This window comes from Geomonas ferrireducens (genome assembly GCF_004917065.1).
Classification (GTDB): Bacteria; Desulfobacterota; Desulfuromonadia; order Geobacterales; family Geobacteraceae; genus Geomonas; species Geomonas ferrireducens.
Genome location: NZ_SSYA01000001.1, coordinates 933,789 through 960,169, shown reverse-complemented (window position 1 = coordinate 960,169; position 26,381 = coordinate 933,789). Strand labels below are relative to the sequence as shown.

At 56.0% G+C, this 26,381-nt stretch carries 20 protein-coding genes and 1 tRNA gene; 18 read left to right on the top strand and 3 right to left on the bottom strand.

What is annotated here, in order from left to right; all coding sequences use genetic code 11:
- Window position 1: 1 nt before the first annotated feature.
- The 18 genes from E8L22_RS04155 to E8L22_RS04070 all read left to right on the top strand — a co-directional run bounded on the left by E8L22_RS04155 (window position 2) and on the right by E8L22_RS04070 (window position 22,522).
- Window positions 2-1,651: a hypothetical protein gene (locus tag E8L22_RS04155; protein ID WP_136523976.1), complete on the top strand. Its 1,650-nt coding sequence runs from the start codon at window positions 2-4 to the stop codon at window positions 1,649-1,651.
- A 29-nt stretch (window positions 1,652-1,680) separates the two neighbouring features.
- The gene (locus tag E8L22_RS04150) at window positions 1,681-3,099 is read left to right on the top strand and encodes a hypothetical protein (RefSeq protein ID WP_136523975.1); all 1,419 of its coding nucleotides are present in this window, start codon (window positions 1,681-1,683) and stop codon (window positions 3,097-3,099) included.
- A 110-nt stretch (window positions 3,100-3,209) separates the two neighbouring features.
- The gene (locus E8L22_RS04145) at window positions 3,210-4,205 is read left to right on the top strand and encodes a hypothetical protein (RefSeq protein ID WP_136523974.1); all 996 of its coding nucleotides are present in this window, start codon (window positions 3,210-3,212) and stop codon (window positions 4,203-4,205) included.
- A gap of 93 nt (window positions 4,206-4,298) precedes the next feature.
- Window positions 4,299-5,819, top strand: a complete 1,521-nt coding sequence (locus E8L22_RS04140) for a PD40 domain-containing protein (RefSeq protein ID WP_136523973.1) — start codon at window positions 4,299-4,301, stop codon at window positions 5,817-5,819.
- 73 nt (window positions 5,820-5,892) lie between these two features.
- Window positions 5,893-7,578, top strand: a complete 1,686-nt coding sequence (locus E8L22_RS04135) for a phospholipase B family protein (RefSeq protein ID WP_162604772.1) — start codon at window positions 5,893-5,895, stop codon at window positions 7,576-7,578.
- Between the two features lie 79 nt (window positions 7,579-7,657).
- Window positions 7,658-8,515 (top strand): aspartate/glutamate racemase family protein, encoded by an 858-nt coding sequence (locus E8L22_RS04130; protein WP_136523971.1) that lies wholly within the window; start codon window positions 7,658-7,660, stop codon window positions 8,513-8,515.
- A gap of 101 nt (window positions 8,516-8,616) precedes the next feature.
- Window positions 8,617-10,062 carry a hypothetical protein gene (locus E8L22_RS04125; RefSeq protein ID WP_136523970.1) on the top strand — a complete coding sequence of 482 codons (1,446 nt, stop codon included), beginning with the start codon at window positions 8,617-8,619 and terminating at the stop codon, window positions 10,060-10,062.
- 69 nt (window positions 10,063-10,131) lie between these two features.
- Window positions 10,132-11,451 (top strand): hypothetical protein, encoded by a 1,320-nt coding sequence (locus E8L22_RS04120; RefSeq protein WP_136523969.1) that lies wholly within the window; start codon window positions 10,132-10,134, stop codon window positions 11,449-11,451.
- 26 nt (window positions 11,452-11,477) lie between these two features.
- On the top strand, window positions 11,478-12,203 hold the full coding sequence (locus E8L22_RS04115; RefSeq protein WP_136523968.1) for a hypothetical protein: 726 nt from the start codon (window positions 11,478-11,480) through the stop codon (window positions 12,201-12,203).
- A 233-nt stretch (window positions 12,204-12,436) separates the two neighbouring features.
- Window positions 12,437-12,736 carry a hypothetical protein gene (locus E8L22_RS04110; RefSeq protein ID WP_136515432.1) on the top strand — a complete coding sequence of 100 codons (300 nt, stop codon included), beginning with the start codon at window positions 12,437-12,439 and terminating at the stop codon, window positions 12,734-12,736.
- Window positions 12,737-13,061: 325 nt separating this feature from the next.
- Window positions 13,062-14,360 (top strand): right-handed parallel beta-helix repeat-containing protein, encoded by a 1,299-nt coding sequence (locus E8L22_RS04105; protein ID WP_136523967.1) that lies wholly within the window; start codon window positions 13,062-13,064, stop codon window positions 14,358-14,360.
- A 348-nt stretch (window positions 14,361-14,708) separates the two neighbouring features.
- Window positions 14,709-16,046: a tyrosine-type recombinase/integrase gene (locus E8L22_RS04100; protein WP_162604771.1), complete on the top strand. Its 1,338-nt coding sequence runs from the start codon at window positions 14,709-14,711 to the stop codon at window positions 16,044-16,046.
- A gap of 261 nt (window positions 16,047-16,307) precedes the next feature.
- The gene (locus tag E8L22_RS04095; protein ID WP_136523965.1) at window positions 16,308-17,207 is read left to right on the top strand and encodes an Abi family protein; all 900 of its coding nucleotides are present in this window, start codon (window positions 16,308-16,310) and stop codon (window positions 17,205-17,207) included.
- A gap of 520 nt (window positions 17,208-17,727) precedes the next feature.
- Entirely contained in the window at window positions 17,728-17,856 is a 129-nt protein-coding gene (locus E8L22_RS21850) for a hypothetical protein (RefSeq protein ID WP_281282914.1), read from the top strand.
- A gap of 680 nt (window positions 17,857-18,536) precedes the next feature.
- Entirely contained in the window at window positions 18,537-19,289 is a 753-nt protein-coding gene (locus E8L22_RS04085; protein ID WP_136523964.1) for a toll/interleukin-1 receptor domain-containing protein, read from the top strand.
- 215 nt (window positions 19,290-19,504) lie between these two features.
- A complete protein-coding gene (locus E8L22_RS04080) occupies window positions 19,505-20,065 on the top strand; it encodes a hypothetical protein (RefSeq protein ID WP_136523963.1) in 561 nt (186 codons plus the stop codon).
- A gap of 49 nt (window positions 20,066-20,114) precedes the next feature.
- On the top strand, window positions 20,115-21,056 hold the full coding sequence (locus E8L22_RS04075) for a hypothetical protein (protein ID WP_136523962.1): 942 nt from the start codon (window positions 20,115-20,117) through the stop codon (window positions 21,054-21,056).
- Between the two features lie 89 nt (window positions 21,057-21,145).
- Window positions 21,146-22,522 carry a KAP family P-loop NTPase fold protein gene (locus E8L22_RS04070; protein WP_136523961.1) on the top strand — a complete coding sequence of 459 codons (1,377 nt, stop codon included), beginning with the start codon at window positions 21,146-21,148 and terminating at the stop codon, window positions 22,520-22,522.
- A gap of 47 nt (window positions 22,523-22,569) precedes the next feature.
- Here the strand turns inward: E8L22_RS04070 and E8L22_RS04065 are convergent, their stop codons facing one another.
- The 3 genes from E8L22_RS04065 to E8L22_RS04055 form a co-directional block, all read right to left on the bottom strand.
- Complete coding sequence (locus tag E8L22_RS04065) at window positions 22,570-23,082, bottom strand: nucleotidyltransferase domain-containing protein (protein WP_136523960.1); 513 nt, start codon at window positions 23,080-23,082, stop codon at window positions 22,570-22,572.
- A 405-nt stretch (window positions 23,083-23,487) separates the two neighbouring features.
- Window positions 23,488-23,564, bottom strand: a tRNA-Pro gene (locus E8L22_RS04060).
- A gap of 142 nt (window positions 23,565-23,706) precedes the next feature.
- On the bottom strand, window positions 23,707-26,313 hold the full coding sequence (locus E8L22_RS04055; protein ID WP_136523959.1) for a beta strand repeat-containing protein: 2,607 nt from the start codon (window positions 26,311-26,313) through the stop codon (window positions 23,707-23,709).
- Window positions 26,314-26,381 lie beyond the last annotated feature (68 nt).

Below are 26,381 nucleotides of genomic sequence, written 5' to 3'. Positions count from 1 at the left end.
GATGAGCGCATCGAAATTGTTTTGGCTATGTATTTTCACGCTGCTCATTACCGTCTCCGGCAGCCAAGGCGCTGCGACGGACCCGCTCAGCAAGGCGAACCGGTTGCCGGCATCCCTTGAGATGACGGTGCAGGGTTTCCAGGGCGCGGTCTTGCAGGAGGGGTATGAGGTGGCGCGGGGGTACTGGAGGCTGTGGGGAGCCGATGACTGCAAGTTGCCGCTGCAGTCGGTCGGCTTCTGCTACGGCAATAATCCGACCGCTCCGTACGTGCTCGCGGTCGTCCCCCCGTGGAAGGACGAATTCGTCGACCGGAGCCTGCAGCATGCGCTCGTTCAAGGGCAAAGGGGTATGGCCGCAAACTACCGGCTGGGTGAAAGGGAAGCTTTGGTGATTATTGCCCAGATGCCCCCGCCGGCTCGCTACTTCGGCATGGGGACGAACGTCTTTACCCGGCAGACCGAGCTCAACAAGAGTGACCCGGTCTATGCGAAGCTGGATACACCCTCAACACTGGATCTGCTGTACATCATCTTCGGTGCGTCGCCAGATCCCACCCGCATGATGATGATCGCGAGCTTCGGCGACACCATCAACAACGTCATGATCGACAACCAGAGTGCCGGGGTCTGGGGAGAGCCCCGTTATTTCGTGATCACGGCCGATGAGCAGATGGCCACGGCGATGACCGGGGCGCTCGAGAAAGCGGGGGTCGACAAGAGCTTGGTTTTCACGGAGCCGGCAGGCTTCGTTGACCCGGACAACGCGGCCAAACCGCAATTGCTTCGTTTGGGATATGGCCCGGAGGCGGACGATTTCATCACGTACATTCGCTATTCGATGCCGAACGACACTGTTCTGGGTGAGAAGTGGCGCGAAGAGCTGCCACTGACGATACTCCGGGTCCGGGCCCCGAACGGCGGCCAGGCTCAGAAGCCTTACAAGATTCAGCAATACGAGACGAAGAGCTGGAACTTCGACGAGTCGGCCTTGCAGGGCGATCTCAATAGCCTCGTGGCGGCGGTCAAGAGCTACTGGCGCCAGGACGGCGCCGGTCAGCGGCCGGACGCGCCGGCAGCCCAGTTCAAGAGCCTTACCGGCTGGGTCGACCTCGTCGGCCAGCACTGTTTGGGGTATGACGGTCCTCCCCCCACGGACCCGGCGGAAAACATCACGCTGCCGCGCGGTCCGATGAACTGCCTGGGCGACAACATGGATGACGAGCCCCAGATCAGCGCCGGAACCTACCGGCTCGATGAGGGGCAGGTGATCGCAGTGGTCGGGACGCTGGGCACCAAAACCGGCAATGCCACCTACACGAGCCTTGCGGTCAACTGGTTCCCGCAGCTCGTCGGCGTCCTGAACAGTGACGACCCGGTTCTCGAAGAGAGTGCGGAGAGGTTTAAGGGCGCACTGTCAGATCCGCAGCTGTACAAAAAATTCTACGTGTACTATTACGCGCGGGACTGCAGCGGACTCTATCCTTTCTGTGAGGAAGTCCCGAGGCAGCTCGTTCCTGCCGGGGACACCATCAAAATCTTGCAGCGGAACTACATGACCCCCGGTTCAACGCGCGGACCGGACCCGTTGAAGGTTCTCGCCCCGTTTTCCATCCAGTTCGATGGCACAAAGGGGATGCGTCCGGCGCTTTGAGGGGCGCTCAGAAAAACAGGAGAACCGACATGAAGGCGAAAATAATGCTGTTCACAATACTGCTTACAGGATTGGTGGCTGCAAATCCCGCCTTTGCTCAGGGAGATGGGAAACTCCATGTGACGGACAAAAGAGTCGTCGTGTTCCAGAAGCAATTGGAGCAGCAAGGATTTAAAGTGACCCACTGGGAAGATGCCTTCGGACCCGTTAACCTCGCTTGTTGGGTATGCAACGGACTCACCGACACGGCGTTCGGCAACAATGCCGCGGCGCCGTACCAGGTGATAAGCGAGCCGTATGAGGGGGTGCGGGTAGGGCGGGAAATGCAGCTTGAGCCTTATGATGCGGTGATATTTATCGGAAAGACGCCTCCGCCCGTTGCTTACTTCAGCTATACGGGCTTTGTGTACAGTCGTTACAACGGAGATGGCAAAGATAGAAAGCAAATTTTCTCAAGTATCGGCGATACCATAAACCACTCCCGAATCAACACGATTGATAAGAAACATCCTTTCGACAAGGACGTAATCATCGTCATGACCGCGGACCAGGGCACCAACGCGAGCGTTCTGAATGCGGCGATGCGAGCGGGGTTTCCGCAATCGATCATGAACACCATGGTGGTTCCCTCGTCCGTCGTGAAGTTGGGTAAGGATGAAAAGGCCGACACTCTCATTTTCGTCGAAAGGATGTATCTGCCTGCCAACCAGGACGACCTCAACAACTACATGGATACCTCAAGCCAGTGGGCCAGCGTGTTGTACGTGACCTATCCGGAGAAGCCCGCAAAGCTGGACCCTTACCCCACACCGCAAATGCTGGTGCGGGGGACAGGGAAAACGGAAACCGATCTTATGCCTGCCCTTGACCGTCTGGAGTCGGAAATCGTTACGGCTAACCCCGGTTATCAGGCGGAGAAACTCCAAAGCGGTATTTGGCTGCTTGAATGGCTGGACGGTTTCCAAAGAGGGACGAACCTCATAGGCGAGTGCAGGGACACCGTGTACTTGAAAACGGCCGACTTCAAGCTTGGCAGTAACCCTGAAGATTTCCTGGTGGTATTCGGGGTGAATCATGAAGCTACCGGAAAGGCGACCTACTCCAATTTCACCCTGTACCATGCAGCCATGGAATTGGGCCTTGCAGGGAAAAACAGCCGAGAAATCATCGGAACTGTTGATCGTTACGACCTCGGCAAATATCAGGCGATGTCCAAACAACTCTATGCCTTCAAAGTGGCACGCGATTGTGGTGGTCTTCCTGCGACGGACTGCTTGGAGGTCAAGCAGATTCCGGTAGGAAACTGCCCGTTTGGGGATTGTTGCCCAAGGGGTAGCCTGGATGATGATCTGTTCCTGGGTTTTCGTGCCTATGTCGAACCTGAGACGGGTGTCGGGCCGTACTGGTTCGAAATTTTGTGGGACCGTGCGATCCACTTCAAGAAATAGCCAAGGACATTGGTCCATGCAGATCCCCTCGGCCGGTCAGCCGATGTTTTCGCCGCCGGGTGCCGCACTCTTGATCGGCCGAGGGGAGATGACCACGGAGGAATAGCGAGATGAAAAGAAAGGGTGCTAAGAAACATCTCATGGCATTGGGATTGTTGTGCTGCCTGTTCCTCATGATGCCCACCGTGGCGTTTTCTTGGAACCAGGCGACCCATGCCTACATTGTCGACCAGCTGGGTAGCCACGCGGGGCATGACGACCTGAAAGAGATGTGGGGGAGCGTCGCGCCGGACATGTACAACTTCGTGTTCGACCCGGACTTGTGCCCCGGTTGGATAGGGGATCAGACCCAGGGAACTTACGCCGACACCTTCCTGAAGGTCTGGGACGCAGCGGAGACAAACACCGAAGAGGCCCTTGCTTTCGGGTTCGTCAGTCACAACCAGCAATGGGGGGGCGATCACGTCGCCCATACCTCCTGCCAGACATGCGGGGAGAACGACGGGTACATCATCGTGAAGGCGAGGCTACTGCTGAACGCTCCGGTAAACCCGGCCGACCCGGAGCAGACGTTCGGCGAGGCATTCGCCGGTCTCGGCATGGACCCCGACATGGCGCTCCTGACCGCCCACGTGATCGTGGAAGAAGCGATAGACATAAGGATCGAGAAGGAAATGGCCCCTCTGCTCGGCCGGCGCTTGGCCGCAGCGGCCCGGAGCGACACGAAGGGGTTCCAGCCCCTGTTCGTGAAGGCCTTTGTAGCGGATTATGCGGCGTACTGCTTCGGCGGCGACTCCTTGGCCGCAGCTGCTGCGTTGACCGCTGCCGAGAAAGGGCACCGAAAGGACATGATCTTCCTGGGACAGGCCATCTCCCAGCCCGAACCCGTTGCGGTGCAACTGCTCGCCGTGCAGCTTACCGGGGTGCTCTCCGAGCTCGGGTTCTCCGCCCCCGTCGACATCCTCAAAGCGGCGATGTTCAGCGCCATGGGGATCTGCGACGACTACAAGGCAGAGATCGAGGCTGCCGTCCTGTACGTGGGCAAGAGCCTGAAGGATCACGGGATTACCCTATCTTTACCCCAAGGGGGGCGACAGAAGAAATAAGGAGTCGGGAAGAGGCGGGCCTTAAACCAGGGACACCCATGAGGTGGATGAAAAGCATAGGAAGCCTGGTACGCGGCTAAAGGGGAGATCGAAATGAAAACAATCAGAGGCGGCAAAATGGAGAAGCAGGCACTTAACATGCGCTCCTTGAAGATCATGTTGGCAAGGACTGCCGTTATTCTCCTTGGACTCGGTGCATTTTCATCCGGACCTGCAATGGCCGAAATCTTGTTCATGGAGGAGCAATTAACCTCAGACCCTGCATCCCAGGAGAATCCTGATATCTCCGGTGACCTCATAGTGTATCAGGACAATAGAAACGGCAATTGGGACATCTACCTGATGAAATACGGTTATCCGGAAAATCGCATAACCACGAATACGGGTAATCAAACCAGTCCGAGAATTTCCGGCAATAAAATCGTTTACCAGGATGACAGGAACGGCAACTGGGACATCTACCTGTATGACCTGACAACAAAAACGGAGACCCAGATAACCACGAGTGCGGCTAGTCAGGAATTTCCTGCAATAGACGGTACCAAAATAGTGTGGCAGGACAATAGGAACGGCAACTGGGACATCTACCTCTATGATCTCGTGGCGAACACTGAAACACGGGTGACAACATCAGGGGCGAATACATCTCCGGCGATCTCCGGCAACCGCATAGCCTACATCAAGGATGGCAACGTGTACTATGTTGACCTCGCCGGTGGAAGCGAAACCAAGATATGGCAATACTCCTGCGATCCCGATCTTGGATGTCAAAAGGGGAGTCGAAATCCGCAGCTTCCAGCAATCAGCGGCAGTCATATCGTCTGGGATGTGTTGAATAGTTATCGGTGGTCTCCTCCTAACGACTTCATGTGGGGCAATGACCGTGATGTTTACATGAAAGATGTGGCAACCGGTGCCACCTGGAATACGACAGCCCCAGTGTACTGGACCGACCATGTGCCTCATCAATCGCCGCATATCTCCGAGCTCTACAGCGGGGTTTATTACATCGTTTATCAAGGGTGGACATATGACACTTACCACTGGAACATTTACCTCTACAACACGCTCTATCCCGCTGAGTTCAGAGTGACAAATGTTGTCGGAGATCAACAGTTTCCAAGAAGTTCCGGCGGGCGCATCGTTTACATGGACTCCAGGAACGGCAACTGGGACATTTACATGACAACGGTCGGCTACGGTGCAGGTAATCCGCCGCCGCCCACACCTGCTGCTGCAATACAACAGATTCAGATTATCCAGAGCATCGTCGCGGATCCGGTCCGGGTGGCGACAAGCGACATGGATGGGGCCAACACCAAGGTAGAGGAGAACAGGAGAAAAGCCCTCCTGAACAAGTTTGATGCGGTCATCGCAAGCATCAAGGCGGCGGAAGAGTCCACGAAGCCGGCGCGCAGGACGGCTGAATATCAAAGCGCCTTGGATCAACTCAACTCGATACTGGACAAAACAGACGGATGCGCTCTCAGAGGCACACCCGACACGCAAGGATCGGGTTTTACACCGGACTGGATCATTACCTGTCCATCGCAGGCGCTGATAGACCCGCTGATCGGTAACTCGATAGCAACTCTGGAAGCGCTCATCAAGTAGGTAGGGTCTTCGAGCGCGGCAGCGGATGTCAAAAGACGGACCTGAAAACGGAGGTCGGAAAGGAGGAACCATCATGAAAGTCGGAGGGTACATCCTTCTGCTATGGACCGCTGTCCTTGGTGTCTCCACAACGGCAGCCGCCGGGGAATTCACCCCCGGCAAGTCATACCTGGCGCCGGGGAGAGCGCCCGCGCTCACGACCTACGCGCTGGACGCGAGCGCTTCGGGCGCGATCCGGACCATCAACAACATCGTCAACCTCACGGTGGTGTCGAGGGACGCGAACGACCTGAAGGCGGAGTACCGGGCCGGATTCATCCAGGGGAAGTTGCAGGGGGCGATGATCGTGTCGGCCCGGGACAACTGCTGGGACAACGCCTACCTGATCAACCCTGACCACACGTTTCCGACGCAGCACGGTCCCGCGCAGGCGGAATTGGACAAGGCTGGCGATCTATTGAACGCCAACTACGCCGCCTTCTTGCGGTACCTCGAAGACCCGGCGACCGAGGCGGAGACGGCCCACCGGCTGAAGAGGCTTCTCTTCCGGATGCTCGGCATTTACCACGGCGCCACTGTCGAGGAGCCGGCCGGCCTCGACTTTTCCGGCAACTGGCTCCCCGACGGCAACTACTTTCAGGCGTCGGAGCTTCTCCTAGGCTATGAGACCGCCGGCCCCACCTTCATGGACGTCTACTTCGTGAACGCCTTCTGCGACCTGATGGACGTGATCTCTTTCCTCGATCTCCCCCCAGGTGGGACGAGAACGGGCGCTTTCCCCGACCGATGTTCCGCCTTCCTGAAACGCGCGGGGGGCGAGACCATCCTCACCCACAACACCTGGTCGGGGTTCCTTTCCCAGTCGATGGCGCAGACCCTCGTCGTCAACAACGACATGATCACCTTCAACGCGGCGACCCCCGGCCTGATCGGCTCGACCACCGATTTCGGCTATAACAACAAGGGGCTCATGTTCAACGAGACAACCCATCGGATGTCCCACAGCCAGGTCAAGCCCTTGGGGCTCTGGATCTTCTGGCGGGCGGCCCTTGCGGAGCAGTTTTCGGATTCCATCACCGCGTTCTTCGACGCCATCTCCCTCGACAACACCGGCAGCTACCTGAACGGTTACATGCTGGCGGACGCCAACACCGGCGCGACCGGGCTGGTGGAGATGTCCTACCGCTGCTTCGTGTACTACCGCTCGACCGGCGGCCCCTACGAGGTCACGAGCCGCTCGACGGACGGCGGCGCTTGCTCGACCGATTACGACGCGGAGATGGTCACCCCCGACTACCTGATGGGGATCAACTACCCCGCCTCGCTGCAGGTGCGGGAGGATCTCCAATCCACCGACAATCGCCCCGAGCGGCGTTTGCAGTTCAACAAATGGTTGCCCGGGGTGACGAATCTGCAGACGGCACGAAACGTCATCACCTATACCGATCCGAACAACCCCCTCTCCGTTTTCGGGCGCTGGGATCTGGGGTATGGGGTGACCGACTATCCCAAGCAGATTCCTGACGGGGCGCTCGACGCCAAGGTGGGATCGACGGAAATGGTGCGTTCTTTTATGGCGTTGGCCGGCGTCCTCGATGCTTCAGCCACGAGCACCGGTTTTTGGATGCTCTACGGTACCCCCCACGTGCAGGGGAAGCCGTTCATCTGGAGCGAATCGCCGTGGGCCTGGCAACCCTTGCGTGATGTGCCCGACAGCCTGGACGGTAAGTTCACGCTGATGCCGCTTTATCTGAAGTGAGGTGCCCGGGATGCTGTGCAGATGATCGAGAAAAGGGACAGGATGGTTGGCCCGGCATTGGCCGGAAAAGGAGGCAGCTATGAAAATCACCTTGACGCGCTGTTGCTCTTTCCTGGTTCTTCTGATGATGATTGTCAGCGGATTTTCTGCAGCTTACGCGCAGGATGTGCTGAGAAACGGAAGCGAAAAACAAAATACACCCGTTGCAACCGCTTCGGAAAAACGTCCCATCAAAACCATCGGCATCATAGGAGGAGTCAGTTGGGCGTCATCGATAGAATACTATCGCATCATGAACGAACAGGTCCGCGACCGCTTGGGTGGGGTGAGTTCCGCGCAGTTACTGATGTACTCCATCGAGTTCGGTGAATTTTCCAAGCAGGAAAAACTAGCCGATAAAGGCGACTGGACCCTGATGACGAAAACCATCGTCGATGCCGCTCAGAGGCTGAAACGAGGCGGCGCGGATTTCATCGTCATCGCCTCCAACACGCTTAACTCGCTTGCGGGCACCGTCGAACAGCAAGTCGGACTGCCCGTGCTCCATATCGCCGACGCAACGGGGAAAGCGGTCGCCAAAAAAGGGGTGCGTACCGTCGCCCTACTCGGCACAACGTACACGATGGAACAGCCCTTTTATCGAGATCGTCTCGCGAAGTACGGGATCAAGGTCGTCATACCCAGCAAGAAAGAGCGGGATTACATCAACGCCGTGATTTTTGACGAGCTGTGCGCCAATAAGGTGCAACGGGAATCCAGGGAGGGATTCAAGAAAATCATCGATCGCCTCCGGAAGGAAGAAGGTGCGGAAGGGGTCGTTTTAGGCTGCACGGAGATTCCGTTGCTCATCAAACAGGAGGATGTCTCCATACCGGTTTTCGACACGACGCAAATACATTCGGAGGCCGCGGTCGAATATTCGCTGAATGGTGAATAGCAGATCGTCAGATGTCGCAGGAAAACGCTGTGAAATCAACGCAGAACTCCGAAAAAGAGGAGAGAAAACACATCCAGTGACCAAAGGAAGGAGTAACGGGTATGAAAGGGAAAATATTCTTATCCTTGATTGTGGCAGCTTTGTTGCTGCCGGCGCCCTGTGCATTGTCGAAAGAGGCACCGGAGCGCGCCCTGGTTACCTTCGAAGAAACGCTCAAACAAAATGGCTTTGCGGTGACCCCCGGCGTTGCGACGGTCTTTAACCCGCTGGGGGAATTTTGCGCCGGCAACCTCCCGGACGCCATTTTGGCGAACTCCGGTCTCTATCTCATACCAAGCGTCCCGAAAGAGGCAGCGAAACCGGGCGAGGGGCCGGTGCTGACGCAAAAATTCAAAATCAGGCCTGACGAAGCGATTGTGCTGGTCGGAAAGACCCCGCCACCGGCAAAATACTTCGCCTTCTACGCGCATATCTACAGCAGGTTCTACCCCGACAAGGATGGCGGACTGAAAAAAACGGACATCTTCGGCACCGTGGGAGACGCTGTCAATAACGCCACCATCAAAACCGCCGGACCTACCCCTTTCAACACTCCTTTTGTGCTGATTCTGACCCCGGACCAGGGTACCGATGCCGCCATTCGTGCGGCGCTCAGGCGCGCCGGCTACCCGGAGGCGATCTTCAATACCCTCGTGCTCCCCGCCTCGATGCTGAAGCTCGGGCACGGCGACACCGCCGATGACTTCCAGATCACGCTGCGCACGGCGAGGTTTGAAGATCCGGCGGCCGGCAAGCGTTACATCGAGGGCTCGCCGGTGAACCTCCATCTCTTCCGGGTGACGCCAGGCGCGTCGGCAACCGCCAAACCCTTCCCGATGCCCCCGCTGCGTGTCCGCGGAACGGGAGAAAGCGAGATGTACCTGATGAACAAGCTGGCGGAGCTCCGCGCGGGCGTCATCGCCGCCAATCCCGGCATGTATGCAACCGAGTTTCTCTCCGCGGTAGCCTGCTACGAGGATTATGACAACCTGCAACGCAAAACATGGGCGGATGGCGGCACCCGGGATGGATTTGTTCTGGATGCTGGTTGGATGATGCCGCAATCCAATCTCAATGACGTTCTCACGCTGGCCGACGACGAGTATCTCGTGATTTATGGCGCCAATCACGTAGCCACCCGGAAAACGACGTACATGAACGTCAATTTTTACGCGACCGGATACATGGAAGGTGACGGCCCGCATCAGAAATGGAATGCGTTTTTAGGCGGATTTTTCGACGACGATCTGCCGGTAGGCTCGGCCGACAGCTACCTCCCCGCCGGGGATCCCGATGCGCATCTGATGTACGTGTACAAGGCATCGCGCAACTGCGGCAACGAAGCCGGTTGCGTGCCGTTGTCCGCCCCCTGTGCGCGCGTGAAACTCGATGAAAACACGATCCTGGGGGTGTACTTCCGCATGTACCTTGAACCTGCGACCAAGGTGGGAGCCGCCACGCAGGAGATGCTTTACGACCGCATCATCAAGTTTTCGCCGCGTCCGTAAAGCGACTGAGCATTCACAACGGACCGGAGCCGGGCCGGTTTCGCCTTCCGGCCGGCAAGGGAGGAAACGATGAAAGTATCTACCTGGATCGCTATGTTGGGCTGCTTCATAGCCCTCGCGTTTCTGATGCATCCCGGTGACGCACGCGCCGCGGAGTTCAATGCTCGAGGATGTGGGTGGCCGCTCGTATTCTCGCCCGAAGGCTCCGGCAACGTGCAGGGCCCCGACGGTGCTGCCCGTTACTGGATCATGCCCTTCGACACGCGGTACGAAAAGATGACCATCAAGGGCACCTATCCCAAAATCCGTTATTTTGCCATCACTGCTTACGAGACTCTCGGTTACGACGCTGAACACAACACCAACCAGGGATTTCATCTCGTAGAGCAGCATCTGTACGATGCCCAGATCGCCCCCGATCCGGGCAGCAGCAACCCGTTCGTCCCGCCGGGCGGTCGCAGCGGCACCTATACGGTCGTGATCTCGCGCTCCGACTCCAGCTCGGCGAATACCATCAAGGTTTCCTCGGACCTTGTTTGGGTGGTCCTGCGCATGTACGTACCGAACGCAGATCCGTCCTTAACCGGCAAAGCCCTGATGGGCGGGGTGCCCCTTCCCACCATAACGCTGACGGACGGAACCGGGGCCGGCAAGCAGCTGGACACCTGCCCGACAGTCAACAAGTGGGGCGAGATCAGTGCCCTGGCCCAACTGCTCTTCCCGCTGAACTTCGACCCGAAGGTCATTGAAGGCACGCCGGCCACCGATCGGCTCTGGTTTGCTTCACCGGCCAACCCGCCGTCGATCCTGTGGCCCAATCCGGACGGCAAATACATGATGATGTGGCCGGGGGACGATTACCAACCGGGGCGGATCATCGTCATACGCGGCAAGGCACCTGGGGTTCCCGACACGTTCAATGGTGCACCGATCTGGGAGCCGTCACGGGGCTTCCGGAGCGTCGACATGCGCTACTGGGCCCTGTGCGAGCAGGACTTCGCCGTGCCGCTTTCGCTCATTGGTTGCGCAACCGATCTGACGACACGTCTCGAAGGGGGCTATTACACGATCGTCATATCGGACGATCGGCAGCGCCCCGATTGGTTGAGTCCCAACATAAACTGGCTGCCGTATGGTGACGAGCGGTATCCCAAGTTCCTGGTTTTGCGCCACACGCTGGTATCGGACTATTTCCCCTATGCGGTCAAGGAGGCATGGGCTAACTGCGCGTTCGATTTGGATTTCAAGAGCCTTCCTGATCGAAGCGTTCTGGATGAAAAGGGGCCATGCTCCCAGGACGCGATGGGCGATTACTACCCGGTCGCTGTCTGGTGCGATAAAGCGACCTTTATGCACGGCGGCTGGCAAGCCTGCATGAAGGAGCGATAACGGCGAGTCTCGCAGGAGGTGGAACAATGAAAAGGATTGAACGTGCAGTGCTCAAACCGCTCGCGTTCCTGGCGATGGCTGGTTTCATTTGCGCCGACGCCTACGCTCAGAACGTACCGCAACGCAACGAGCCTCAGGCCTTTGTCGTGTGTACCGGATGGCACGCCCTCTGTACGGCATCCCCCGACTGCATAATGAACGGCGACAAGGCTTACTGCGACTGCATGAGGGTGAACGAACCCCATATCGTTGAAACATCGAATATCCAAGATGTCGCGGTGAAACACCTGACACTCGCACAATGCACCACGAGGCATCGTTGCGATACAGACGAGGCCCCTGTCTGCAAAGCCATCAGGGACGGACTGTACGAGGTGGACAACGTTAGATATGACTGGGTCTCTACTTTTTCCTATCGCGGGTGGTGCGATATTTTGAAGGTGAAGCCGGTCGGTTGCGATCAAAGCGTGCCCGGCTACAGCGGGGATTTGAATTGGGCTGTTTGCGACGGCGCGCCCTGCACGGAAATCCAGGGTCCGTCCGACCCGCAGAGGCCGTTGAGCTGCAGGTGCCAGGTGGAGGATACGGCGTTTCTGGGGACCACCGGCAGCTGTACCGGTAACAATGGAGGGATCATGTCAAGCTCTCCGATCGGGTCGTGGGACTTCGAAAACAACCAGTACCGGATACCTTTGCCAGGCTATCAGTACGTGCAGGGCGCATGTGCGCCGTTGAAATCCGATGCGTATTGAGGGAACGAAACCGCGAGTAGGAGAGAGAACGATGAAACACGGATGGCCTTAGCCCGCAGCCCCTCTATTACATCTTGTTCTTGACATATAGTGTCATCAAGATGTATTCAATGGAAAATTTTTCATGTAATGGATGCCAGGAGGAACTTTTGCGCAGCTGTCTTCTTTTTATGGTCACATGGTTGGTGCTTTGCACCACGGGGTGCTCCGTATTCAGGTCCGAAACGCAGACGTTGAACATCACGTGCAATGAAAAGGGTACGGTCCTCAGGGTAAACGGGAACAGGCACGACTGTCCCGCCACCATCGAGGTGCTGCGCAACAAGACCATCGAGGTCGAGGCGGAGAAAAAAGGGTTTGAAACCTACACACGGCTGATCGACCACCATTTGAACGCCACCGGCAAGCTGGACGTCGTGGGCGCAGCCGTGTTCCTGGTCCCCGCGATCGGCATCATGGGGGCAGGCGCCTGGGACCTGGATCAGACGGAACTTCACGTCCAGCTTTTTCCGGAGCACAGCGAGCATCGATAAATATCGGGTAAGATACGGTCAGCTGGATCGGCCTGCGGCGATGCACGGAGTGCCATGTGCCATTGAGATGGCACAAGGTGCCGGTGAATGGCGGCGGCGTGATGGTACGGAAGTGCGATCTGCAATCAGGATGAGCGGCAACGAAAAAGGCCCTTGGATTTCTCCAAGGGCCTTTTCAATTAATGGTCGGCATGCGGGTGGGAGGTCGCGGGTCGGGTGTTGACATTTCGTCGCCGGGACCTACTGTTTGGGCAGCGCCATGGTCTGGTTCGGTGCAGTTCGGTGCAGTTCGGTGCCATCACTACCCGATCAAAGGAGGTAAACAATGAGGACGTGGACGAAGATCCTGCTGGTCGCCGCTATGGGCTTGTCGGCTGGGTGTGGAGATTCTACCCTGTCCGAGTCACAGCCTACTCAAACTGCCGTTCAGAAGGAAGCACAAACAACGACGGTCTACCGAGTAGACCTGGATGCGCGGCCCGGTGGCGACGGGAAATCCTGGGATACCGCATTCGACTCCCTTCAGGCCGCTTTCGCGCAGAACCTGTCGCCAGATTCGGAATACGAGGTGTGGATCAGGCACGGCACCTACCACCTCCCGGCAGAGCTCCATGTCAGCGGCTCGCCGCGCATCTACGGCGGTTTCGACGGCAATGAGGTGGAACTGTCGCAAAGGGACTGGGAAAAGCACAAGACGGTCATTGACGGCGACAACCTGTTCCGGGGAATCGTGAAAGAACAATCAGCCGGCAGGCTGATCGTCGACGGAGTGGCATTAACTCGCTGTCTGGATGGCGCAATCGTCACGACTTCCATCTCCGGAAGACTCAACGTGAGCAACTGCAAGCTTACCGACAACAGGGGCGGAGCGGTATCGATACATGAGGGGTTTTTTCTGATCAAGAATTGTGAATTCACGGGGAACGTCTCCTCCAAGGACGGCGCCGCCATCAGAGGCACCAGCACAAGGGGAAGCATCGAGGGGTGCTCATTCACCGGAAATATCTCCGCAGGGTCCGGAGGTGCCGTAAACTGCTTCTATCTCGACCGAGTCCTCGACTGCGCCTTTATCGGTAACAGCGCCGATCTCGATGGCGGCGCGATCTGTATGGACAGGGGGATCAACCAGGGATTCATCAACTGTCTCTTCACCGAGAATGAGGCGCAGCACGGCGGCGCGGTATATTGCGCCGAGATGTACCCGTCGGGCTTCTTCACCAATTGCACCTTCGTCCACAACCGGGCCAGGGTCGGCGGTGGGGCCGTACACTGCAACTCCCTCGCTGAGGAGAGCGGGGTGACCCTTCGAATTGCAAACTGCATCATCTGGGGGAACCTTCCGGATCAGATAGGAGCGCTGCGCTCCGATAGCGTCGAGGTCACATATTCCGACATCATGGGGGGCTTTGCCGGCGCCGGCAACATCGACGCCGATCCGATGTTCAAGGGGGGTGACAAGTTTTTTCTACGGCAGCACTCTCCCTGCATCAATGCAGGGACCCTCAATGCAACCGATCTTCCAGCCACTGATTTTGAAGGGAACCCGAGAGTCGTCGACGGGATTCCGGATATGGGGTACGTCGAAGCCGAGCTGAATCCGGCTGCCTCTCACCCCACGAAATGAGGCACTGAGTAAAGGAATCTTTTCCGTGGACCGGAAAAGATCGGAGAGATGAAGAAAAAAGGCCCTTGGCTGATGCCAAGGGCCTTTTCTAAATGATGGTCGGAATGAGAGGATTCGAACCTCCGACCCCCTGCTCCCGAATAATCAAATATAGCCTTTTCAGGACGTTTCGATTAGTTTCAATTCATGCCATTAGCAGGGTCTATCTGGTTGACTAATATAGGTTTTTTGGCTATAAACTGTGCAGGGGCGTTCGCTTTTTTTCAACGCATTTCACCCCCTAGAGGTTGCACGAGAGGTTGCACGAGAGGTTGCACGGCGGCCATGCAACCTCTCCCGGAGACAAAAATGGATTTCACGGACAGGTATGTTGCGAGTCTGAAACCGAGGTCGAAGCAGTATGTGGAAAGGGAGCGTCGGGGCTTCGCGATCAGGGTGCTGCCAACGGGCCAAAAGACCTTTCTCTTCATCTACACCTTTGATGGCCAGAGGCGGCAACTGAACCTGGGGACCTATCCTGCGCAAACGCTCGCCGAGGCGCGCGCGGCCCACGCCGCGGCGTACGCCATGCTGCACGACCCAGGCAACCCACGCGATCCGCTGGGCGAGAGAGCCCAAAGGCTGGACAGGGAGAGACAGGAGCGGGACGAGATCAGAAAGCGCCCGACCATAGCGCGGCTGGTCGAGGAGTATGTTGAGAATTTCGCCAAGGAGAAAAAGAAGACCTGGGCGGAGGATAAGAGAATCCTCGAAAAGGACGTGCTGCCGGTGTGGGGAGACCGTAAGGCAAGGGATATCGAGCGTCGGGATGTCCTGCTTCTCGTCGAAGGTATGAAGAGGCGCGGCCCCGCCATCACTCTCAATACCTTCAAAATCATCCGCCGCATGTTCAGGTACGCCGTGAAGCAGGAGATAGTCGGCCAGTCACCCTGCATCGGTTTTGAGAAGGATGATGAGTTGCCGGTTGTCGCCAGCCGCGAGCGTAACCTCGATGCCGAAGAGATCCGGATCTTCTGGGAGGGCGTGAACAACGCTTCCATGAGCGACGCAACGCGCCGTGCCTTGAAACTCATTTTGGTGACCTGCCAGCGTCCAGGCGAGGTGGTGGCGATGCACCGCTCCCAGATCAAGGGGCGCTGGTGGGAGTTCATGCCGAAAAGCACCAAGGTGACCCGCGAGAGGCCGAGGCCTCAGAGGGTCTATCTCACCGACCTGGCCCTCAGATTGATCGGCAACGAGGATGGGTATATCTTCCCCTCGCCGACGACCGGAGGCCACATCACCGAAAGGTCGCTGGCCTACGCCATACGGCGCAACATCAAGGGGTACACCCGGCGCAAGCCATCTTCAAACCCCAAGGCTGGGGACGTCCCCAAAATGGTGAAGGTGAAGGAGGAACGCAAGATCGACATGGACCACTTCACCCCCCATGACTTGCGCCGTACCGGCGCCACGATGATCGCACGTATCGGATACCCAGATGAGACTGTCGATGCAGTACTGGCCCATCTCAAAAAGGGCATCATCAAGGTGTACAACCGATACGCCTATGACCACGAGAAACAGGCAGCCTTAGAGTCCTGGGAGCGAGAGCTGTTGGCCATCGTTACAGGGGCGGCCATTGATGGTGCTTATCTGGCAACAGCAAGCAAAGTCATCAGGCTACGCAGGAACCTGGATGCATAGCCCCGTTCCGGTGTCTCGCAGTTGTTGCAAAAAGTGCAACAACTGCCACCAGCTAAAAAGCATGGTAAGCAGTCCGAGACCTCACGCCGGAAGGTGATTTCCTTCAGGCGTCCTCATGACTGACCATCGGGTGGGAGGATTTTACTTGCTTATGGAGGGAAATGTGATACATACTACTGCCAACAAAACCCCCCAAGCCTATCCGGCAGCTCGCTGCCGTGAAGCTCAAACCGGGGGGTTACTTTTTTTCAGGGGGGCGCCATGAGTACCCCTTTTAAAAAACCCGCCACCACCTACGGTGAGCAGGTCGCCCTGCTAAGGCAGCGCGGCATGATCATCAATGACCCCGCATCAGCCGAATTCTACCTCCAGCACATCAACTACTACCGCCTGAGTGCCTATTGGCTCCCTTTCGAGGCGGACCACGCCACTCACAGGTTCAAGGCCGAAACCGATTTCGGCCGGGTCCTGAACCATTACATTTTCGACCGTGAGTTGCGGCTCCTCGTGCTGGATGCCATCGAACGCATCGAGGTCTCGGTGCGGAGCCAATGGGCATATCAACTGGCGCACCGGCACGGTCCCCACGCGCATCTGGACCGGTCTCTCGCCTTCAAACAAGCTCACTGGAAAAGCAACCTGGACAAACTGACCAATGAAGTGGACCGCTCTGAAGAAACTTTCATCCGCCACCTGCTTTCCACCTACAGTGAGCCGCTGCCGCCGGTATGGGCGGTCTGCGAGGTGATGTCGATAGGCCTTTTGTCCCGGTGGTACAACAGCCTTAAACCGATGCCGACGAGACGCGCGATCGCATCGGTGTACGGACTTGATGAAAAGGTTCTGCAGTCGTGGCTTCACCACCTGTCCCTGGTCCGGAATCTGTCCGCGCACCATGCGCGGCTGTGGAACAGGGACTTTTCCATCATCCCTCTGCCCCCGAAAGGGAAACCGCCCCGGCTTGGCGCCGAGTTTCTTCATGGCTCCAGGAAGATTTACAACACCCTCCTGATAATCCTGCACTTCATGGACATCGTGGCGCCTCACCACCATTGGCGCAGCAGACTCAAGGCGCTTATCGTTCAGCATCACATCGAGACTCGAATGATGGATTTCCCATTGGGGTGGGAGGAGCGCTTTCCTTGGCGGGAAAAGCCTTGAGCTTCCTTCATCTGCAGCGTTTTCATGGTGTCGGACCGAGATTTTTCGCGATTTCAGACTAACTTCTATGTATCGGGCAATATTTTGCGAAATTCTGCCGTATTATTTGAAAATTTTTATTGATCGGCGTCTGTTTATTGGAAAATCAGGGTGAAATTGCGACGTGGTCGAAATTCGTATTGAGAAAATCGTCGTTCAGAGCAGGGCAGGATAGGTGAAGGTGGCCACCCGGCAAGCCGGTTGCCCCCCTTAACCGTCCCCTTATTCGCGCTGCGCGCTCAACGGGTATCCTGCTCTGCGAGGCCAGACGGCTGCCGATACGAAAAGTGCGCCATCAGTTCCTGTGTTTCCCGAATAAGAAGCTGCCATCAAAGACCTGGGCGCCGTCACCGGTCTTTCTGTTGCAGCCGACCTGCGGAGTGTGGAATTGGGGTGCCGGATTCGCTACGTCCTTGTAAATAGGCGAGTTGAAGAAATGGCAGCACGCATCAACGGAGATCTCGGCCGATTGGGAGGCCACTTGAAGCTTCGGCTGCACGACGACCGGCGCACGGCGCAGTACGGCAAGTCACTGATCCGTGTCCTCCTTTCAAAAATACAAACGACCATGGACCAGATGCACGAGGTAATGCAGACCTTGAAGCGGTGAGTCCGGTATTTTAGCGGCTAAAGAAGGCGTCTCTGTAAAAGGCCAACATGATTCGCCAGAAGTGCTTACCCCGGTTGGTCCATCACTTCCTTTGTTATGGTTAGAGCTCCCCCATCCATAGTTTCCTATTGCCAAGCCGCTGTCCGCCCCCTGTGGGGCGAATTTGGAAGCCGGATTCACGTTTTCGAAACTGTCGAGAGTGAGGGCGGGCTTTCCGGTGGCGACGGAGAGTTCCCGGGCAGCCTTCCCTGTGTAGGAGCGGTTGACGGAGAGATGCTCCCTCCCCTCGGGGCGTAGCACCTCCTCGTTGAAGCACTCGACGATCTCGAGTGTAGAGGTCTTGGCGGTTCCCGGGTCCTGATGGTGAGGGCGACGCCGCTTTAACAAAGATCGTCGACATTCCAACGCCAACAGTAGGAGTAATTTCTTATTGTTATTCATTAACCTTGCATGGTATGGTGCGCCTACCAGGGGTAAGGTATGAAATCGCGCCTGAACCTCAAGCCGGGCCAGAGGGGAACCAAACATCTGGTGGAAAGGTACGGGAAAGCGCTGCTCTATGTTCAATATCGCTACGACGCGGAGCGCGGCGAGGCTGAAGACGGTGGAGATCGTCGTGGAGGAAAAGCCTTGGCGTCCCCGATTTACGCTTGTATTGTTTCACACAAAGGATACCAGAGATGCTCGCTACCACACATACTACTCCTATAGAAATTTTTTTCAGTTATTCACATAGAGACGAAAGAATGCGCAGTCGGCTAGAGGCACACCTGAGTTCACTTAAGCGGGAACGCCTTATTTTGGGGTGGCACGACCGGAAAATTAAGCCAGGTACTGAGTGGAAAGGCCAGATTGATTCTCATTTGGATTCTTCTAGGATAATTTTACTCCTCATAAGCGCAGACTTCCTAGCCTCGGATTACTGCTACGACGTCGAAATGGATCGCGCAATGGCTCGGCACGATGCAGGAGAAGCCCGTGTAATTCCAATTATTCTAAGGCCGTGCGACTGGCCATGGTCTCGATTCGGCAAGCTTCAAGCTCTTCCTAGGGACGGTAAGCCGGTGTCCGACTGGTCTACACATGACCAAGCATTCAACGAAGTTGCTCGTGGCATACGCAGGGTAGTAGAGGAGCTAGCAAAGGCATCAGAAAGTGCCGCACCTTCATTATTAAAGAGTGAAACGATTCTCAATCCTGTGACCGCGACTGGCGACAATGTTGTTACAGAACAAATTCAAATACCTGTAAGAATCAAGGAAAAGTTACAACGAATGCGTATGCTTAATGCTATTTTCAAAACAGACGAAGATGCAGAGGAAGATTTATTTGCCGAGTACAGAGATATGCTTGAAGAAATGGTGGAAGTATTTTTGCCCTTGGTGAATTTGTTGGTTAAGGGCTGGGCTTTTGACAGTGAATTTGAACATTGAGGATATTGAAGACATTCACCGCTACTCTAGCCTAACCGGCGAACCTACGGCAGTTTTCGATAATGGAAACATATGGATCGACACTGAGCACGGCGGTGGCGGCTTAAAACCAACTAAAGATACTGAAGAGGTTGACGCAACATGAGGTTTCCAACCAGGAAATATGACCGGCCAAGCCGTCAACTCCGGCCCCGTTAGGCATATTGGAGCAATCGATGAATACTCAACTCTCAGCATCTCGGAAGATACTCGTCTGGCTGTTCATAGTTGTTGTGGTGATCGGGCTCGCATTAACTCTCTTCCTTGTATTTGGGCAGGGGAACAAGGTAAGGGAGATAGCCTTCCCTTGGCTTTCTGTCAAGCTCGATCCTCCGGCCATCTCGCCCGACTCAACCAAGTCCGTGTCTACCCAGGTGCCGGGTCTACCCGCAGACCCATCGCGTTCTGCGAAGACCGTTGATACCCAGCAGTTCAGCGTTCCATCGGAAGCCTTAGTATTTTATGTCATTCTTCAGGAGCGCGGCAAGGAGGAGAACGATCACTCGTCAAGGACCATCGCTGTTGCCAAACGGGATATATTTCTTCAAGAACTCCCCAGATATATAGAACAGGCACGAAAGGAAAATAAGATGCTAGTAGTGACGGCGGCCACTTTTGGTGAGCCACAGTGGGTCCATGCAAAAATCAAGTGTCGAGACACGTTTCTCAATCCTGCCCGGTATCGAGATCCTGGATCACCAATCACCCACACCGGCGTTGAAATTCCTCTTGACTGACATGTGCCTAACCCTTCGTTGGCCCTTAACATGATTGGATACCATTAAAATGAAAATCAATTTGTATTTCGAAGAGAGGCCAGATTCAGGAGAAATTGGGGCCATGGTAGCCCATTGGGTTACCGCAATTGCTGATAGGTTGAACGTGAACACCGACCGAATAACCATCATAGGTGTAGCTACCAAAGAAAACTACGTTGCGGCGGTAGGTCATTTATTCCCTGGCAAGGGTTTTACCTCAAACCATGCCCATGTCGGTGTCGGAATGTCACATACAAGTTTTGATGGTTCGGAGCCCCAGCATAGCATCTTATTTCATTCATACGTCTTTAATATGGTACTTGGAGGAATAGATGATTCGGGCAGCGAAAATTTTGAGGACTGGTCCCCTGACTTTCAACTTGGACCATTCATCATTGCACATGAATTAGGACATTGTCGTGATAATGAACTGCACCATTGGCCCTCAGTAGAACCCTTAAGCTTCCCAAACGGTTTTGATCTTGGAGTGGTCCACGACTACTATTCAAACATTTTAATATCCGAGATCGGAGCTTGCCTGCACGCAGATCGGTATTACAGCAAAGACTTTCTGCGTCACATCTTCGAAAGCGATTCCAGTGCCTTTCAGAGTCATAAAACCAATTTCGAAACAGAAAAATCTCAGGGTGGAGACGACCAAGCTTATCGTGTTGCCTGCATCGGTTCAGCGTTGATATGGCTGTACATTATTCAGTACTCAAAAATCGCAGTTGGCAAGAACGGGACATTGTTTGAATCAGAAAAAATTGACCGCCCGCTTGCCGGGCTAGCTGGCCTGGAACTGCTGCATCCCCGTATTGAACAGGCGGTGACTTCTTTTTGCAGGGCATTCCCTGAAGGGAGTGAAACCTTTAGAGAAGAAATCCACGCAATCTGGGAAAGGGCGTGTGAGAAGCTAGATCTTATGTTTACGAAGGATGCAGAAGGATGGTGCTGTTCTTGGAAGTAACGCCCACCCAAACTGTTGGACCTGCCCAAAACCCCGGCAGGTAAACAACTGGCCCGTTGTGCAGAAGCAGGAAGAGGAGGGGATAGAAAATGAAAATAGTAGTACCAGCACCTTATGTGCCGCCTGAAACGCCATTCGCGAACGACAAACTTAAACGTGAACCGTTTGCCAACGCGTTAACCAATCTCGTACAAAATCTTGATGATCCGGCTGTCATCACGATAGATGCACCATGGGGAGAAGGAAAAACAACCTTTGCTAAGATGTGGCGTGCATCTCTTAAGAGTAAGAATTGCAGGTGTATTTATATAGATGCTTTTGCGAATGATTATCTCGACGACCCATTCGTAGTTCTGGTTGGGGAAATAGCAACTTACATCCAAGAAACATATTCGGCTGAGCATCCCATTTTCTCATCAATTGAGTCCGTGTTGAAAAAGGCCTCCCGTGCTGGAGTGAAGTTGTTAAGCTTTGGTACGAAGATTGGACTCAAGGCGGCGACGCTTGGCATTCTAAAGGATAATGATTTCAAAGATATGGAGGAGATTAAGGAAGCCGTAACGAACGATTCTTTTGATTTCGCCAACAACTTATTTGAGAAAAAACTTCGGGATCATAAAGCTGACGCAGCTACTGTCGAAGATTTCAAAAATACTTTATCGGATTTTGCAAAACAAATAAAAGAAGATACTTCTTACCCGTTGGTTTTAATAATTGATGAACTGGATCGGTGCCGCCCTACTTACGCTGTTGACTTCATAGAAAAAATTAAACATATCTTCTCCGTTGAGAATGTTATCTTCACACTGATTCTGAATAAGAACCAGCTTGCTGCGGCAGTGTCATCCATTTATGGAGAGAAGTTAGAGGCAACTCAATACTTGCAAAAATTCTTCACGATCGAGACTTCGCTTTCAAAAAATGAGGATGATGTTAATGATGATTATAGGGCCTTTTGTAACCACGTTTACAATGCGTTAGGAATTGATGCTGGCAATGATGTGAGTTCACTACAGTCGACGATGATCGGCCTTTCTGAGCTATTCAGCTTGTCCTTTAGGGATATTGAAAAATGTTATTCACACATTGCACTATATTATGGGGCTAAGTCTTTAACCTTCAACATGGCACCGTTGGTTTCATTTCTGGTTATCGTGAAGGTTAGATACCCACAATATTATGGTAATTTTAGGTCAGGGAGTTCCCTGGAGGTGATAGAGGCTGCAGAGGTGTATCAAAAGCTGGTAACCAACATAAAAGTGCTAGAGAAGCATCACATTCAAAAGTTAATTCCTATGTTGCATTTCTGTACATTAACACAGGAAAAGTATAAGGCGATTGATCCTGAGGATCGAGATATAACTAGTTACGAACAATTCTTATGGCACATTAACCTGGAACGTGAAGATGTTATTCCACTTATCTCAAGACGTTTAGATCTGTTTAATATCGTTCAACAAGCCTAACGCAAACATGCCGCTCCGCCGCTGGTGGGTACCTTGAGCCGTAGCGATCATATCGCGATTGCCTCCTTGTCGATCCGTCCCCTGTGCTCTTCCGGTATTTCCGTATCAAGAACGACATCAACCGGAACCTTGATGAGCTTTTTCACCCTAGCCGCGATTTTCACCAACTCCATCAATCCCGTTTCCCCCTTTATCGGCGACACCAGAAGATCTAGGTCGCTCTTGCTGGTATCCTCCCCGCGTGCGGTCGAGCCGAAAATCCTGACGTTGGTAACGTGATGCGCCAGGGCGATGGCCTTGATCTCCTCCCGGTAAATGGCTAGCTGTTCGCTCGGTCGGGGTCGGGGGCGGCGCTTTTGCCTTATGGGAGGCAACACCAACCTCTGCCGGTTCAACTCACTCTCACCCGTGGCGTTGAGTGCGGCCTGCCGGATCAGGTGACGGACGAAAGACGACAACGTCATCTCGGTTCCTGTCCGGTGGCTGTACTCTGCGGCAAGCTGCTCGGCCAGTTCCTTCTCTTCCGGATCTAGGACGATGCTCAGACGTGCGGTTTTCATTTTGTCCCTCTCTATGGCTTTTCTCGCATTACCCTTCTGCAGGCCGGTCTTTTCCTTCCGAGGCAATGATATGCCTTATGGGATGGGATTTTCAACGTCCCGATATTGAATCCCGCCGGAATCGAGACCTTCTTCTGGACAAGATCCAGGGGGGGAGGACTGCAGGGCAGGTTGGGGGGGGTAACGGGTTCAGCGTATCACCCCGGGAGACCGAAGGCTGGGCTAGGGGGTGGGACGCTGGATGCCATCTCGTCCGGATTGACGAAAGGTGATTTAAAAAAATATGCTGCAGGCAAAAAAAATAATTTGGAGAGAGGGGTGGGGGCAGAGGTTGCACGAGAGGTTGCACGGCGAAAAAGGCAAAATAAAAGGAGTTACGAAAATCTCGTAACTCCTTGTTATTATTGGTCGGAATGAGAGGATTCGAACCTCCGACCCCCTGCTCCCGAAGCAGGTGCGCTACCAGGCTGCGCTACATTCCGATTGTGAAACTCTGACGGGTCAATCAGGAGGAGAGATATAACAGCTTTCCCGCCTCTATGTCAAGCACTTTGAAAGGGGCAGAAGTGATAATGCACTTTTTTCTATCTCTGACTCTGCCAATCCCTTGGAACCGCGTCGTTGTTACTTCACTTTCACCCGGTATTGCAGGGTGAAGCTCCCGCCGGATCTGATGTTGCCGGTCATCGGGATGCGCCAGCCGGTGACGTTGCCGTCGTACCCGAGCGGTGCGCCGCCTGAGCCGGTCGCCGGGACGTAGGTCCAGCTCGCGCCCTTGTCGCTCGAATATTGAGGTGCCCCGAGGGAGACCCCGGACGCGGGGGCACTGTCGGTGAAGCCGAATGGGGTGCCGCCGCCCAGGTAGAGTGAGGTGTAGGGACCGAGGTCATCGGTCAGGACGACGTTGCTCCCGGGGCCGGCACCGCTGTTGACCAGTTGAATGGTGTAGATGACATCCTCTCCGGAATTGACGGTGGCGAGGTTGGCGGTCTTGAGGATGGAGATGAGCGGCATCATCGAAAGGCTCACCGCGGCCGAGGCACTGGTTCCGGTGAGGGAGACTGGACCGGTGGCGAGAGGTGCGGCGGTGGTGTTGGTCACCGTTCCCGTACCGGATGCCGTTACGTTCATGGTGACTTGGCAGCTGGCCCCGGGTGCGAGCGATGCCGCGGAGAAACGGACCCCGGCGTTGTTCGCGGCGATCTGGCCGCCGGAGGTGTTGGTTACGCTGCCGCAGCCGGCGGGGATGAAGCTTGTGCTCGTGTCGCGCAGCACCATTCCTGCGGGGAAGCTGTCGGTGACGCTGACGCCGGTCAGGGGGGCTGCGTTGGCTGCCGGGTTGGTCAGAACGAGCGTGAGGCCGACCGGTGCCCCGGGGGAGACATTGGCGGAGCCGAAGGATTTCGCCGTCGCCGGAGGGGTGAAGACGTTGAGCGTGGCGCTGGTGCTGCTCGTGTCGAGCCCGCCCCCTTGGCCGCTGAACCTCGTGCTGTTGTTCAAGTAGGAGGCCGCCGCATCTCCCCGGACCGTCGCGCTGAAACTGCAGGTCGAGGTGCCCTGGGTCATCGATCCGGAGGCGAGGGCGACGGACGAGGCGGTGTAGGAGGGCGTACCGCTGCAACCGGTGCCGGATATGCCGGTGACACCGGTTACCGTCAGCCCTGCGGGGAAGGCATCCGTGAAGGCAAGGGTGGATTGGGCCGGTTTCGAGGTCGGCTCGTTCACGACGTTGAAGGTCAGCGTGCTGCTGCCGCCTATCGCGATGTTGCCGCTCGTATAACTTTTCGTGAGGGTCGGGCGCGGCGTGTTGGTGAAGGTGCAGGTAAGTTCATCCCCGGCCTTCGGCGCGAAGGTGTAGCTGGCGGCGAACAGCTGGTTCGGAAGGTTTGCTGCGGGGGTGGCACCCGTGCCGGTGTACGCGTTGCTGCAGGTGAGGGTCGCCGCGTATTTTGAAGCTGCGGTGGTTCCCGCCGACTTCACGTCGTTCAGGGTGAGTGCGGTATCCGGGGAAGAGTTGAATACGGTGCTGACGCTGCTCAGGGTGCCTGAGGTGGTGGCCGAGGCGGTGCCGGAAAGGGTGCCGCCGCCGGTTGCGCTTACCGTGAACTGGTCCCCGGTGCTGATGCGACCGGCAACGCTTTTCACCAAGGTGATGCGCGGACGCTTCGTGTTGGTGACGGTGCAGGCCGCGCCACTGTTCGTGGTATTGAGCGTGGCGCTGATGCTACGGTCCGCCGGGCTCGTGCTGAGGGCCGGGCTCCCGGCGACCGGTGCGCAGCTGATCGCGGCGGTGTTGTCCCAGTCGTTGCCGGCGGCGGTCTCGGTGATGGTGAGGGTCTGGTCGGTCGTAAGGGCGCTGATGAACACGCGCGCCGTCTCGTTGTCCCGCAGGGTGAAGCTGACGCTGTTGCTTGCGGTAGCGATGGTCGCCGGAGTGTAGGTACCTCCCGTGGCGGAGGTTCCCGACAGGGTGGCTCCGGTGAGAACGACCACTTTCGAGCCTGCCGGGCCCGTGGCGGTGAAGGTGAAGGGTTGGGTGCTGCCGTCGGGCAGGGTCTGCTTGGTCACGTCGACAAAAGCGCCGCTATAAACCGAGACGTTACCTGCTACGGTGGCGATCCCGGCGTTGCACTTGGAAGGGGAACCATTGCTGACGTCGCCGGGGCCTGTGCAGACGTTGCCGGGGTTTTGCCAGTAGGTGACGACGTATGGGATCTTCAGGGCGCCGGTGCTGTCACCGGTGCAGAGGACCTTTATCTCGTCGACGGTCGTGATGAAGTTCGCCCCACCCTTGAAGTCGCCGCAGCCGTCCCCGTCCAGGTTGAGCCACGGGCTCGGGCTGGTCGGGAAGGTGGCTACGGAACAGATGTTGCCCGGAGTCGTGTCGCGGGGATCGTTCCCCTGCTGTCCGACGAAGAAGCCGATATCGTAGCGGTCGGTGTTGGTGCCGGAGAGTCCGAGTTCCACCTTGAAGCGGAAGTCGCTCCCCAGGGTGCAGAAAGGCGGGGTGTTGGCCTGTGCCGTGAACACGGGGGCTATGGTGAATTCCCCGGCCGTGCAGTTAAGGCCGCCGGTGCGGTAGCCGACGCAGGTCTGGTCCTGCCACGCACTGGTGGTGAGAGCCTGGCCGAGGGAGGGCGCGGCCATGACGCAGAAAAGAGCGGCAAGGGAGGCGCGACGCCATGATCGGAACCCGGGACGGTTTTTATGTTTGTTGAAACCTTTGGGCATCTACTTCTCCTACAAGTGAAGCCGCGAGGGAGACCCTCACCCGGTCTGCGGCCGCCCTCGCGCGCTTC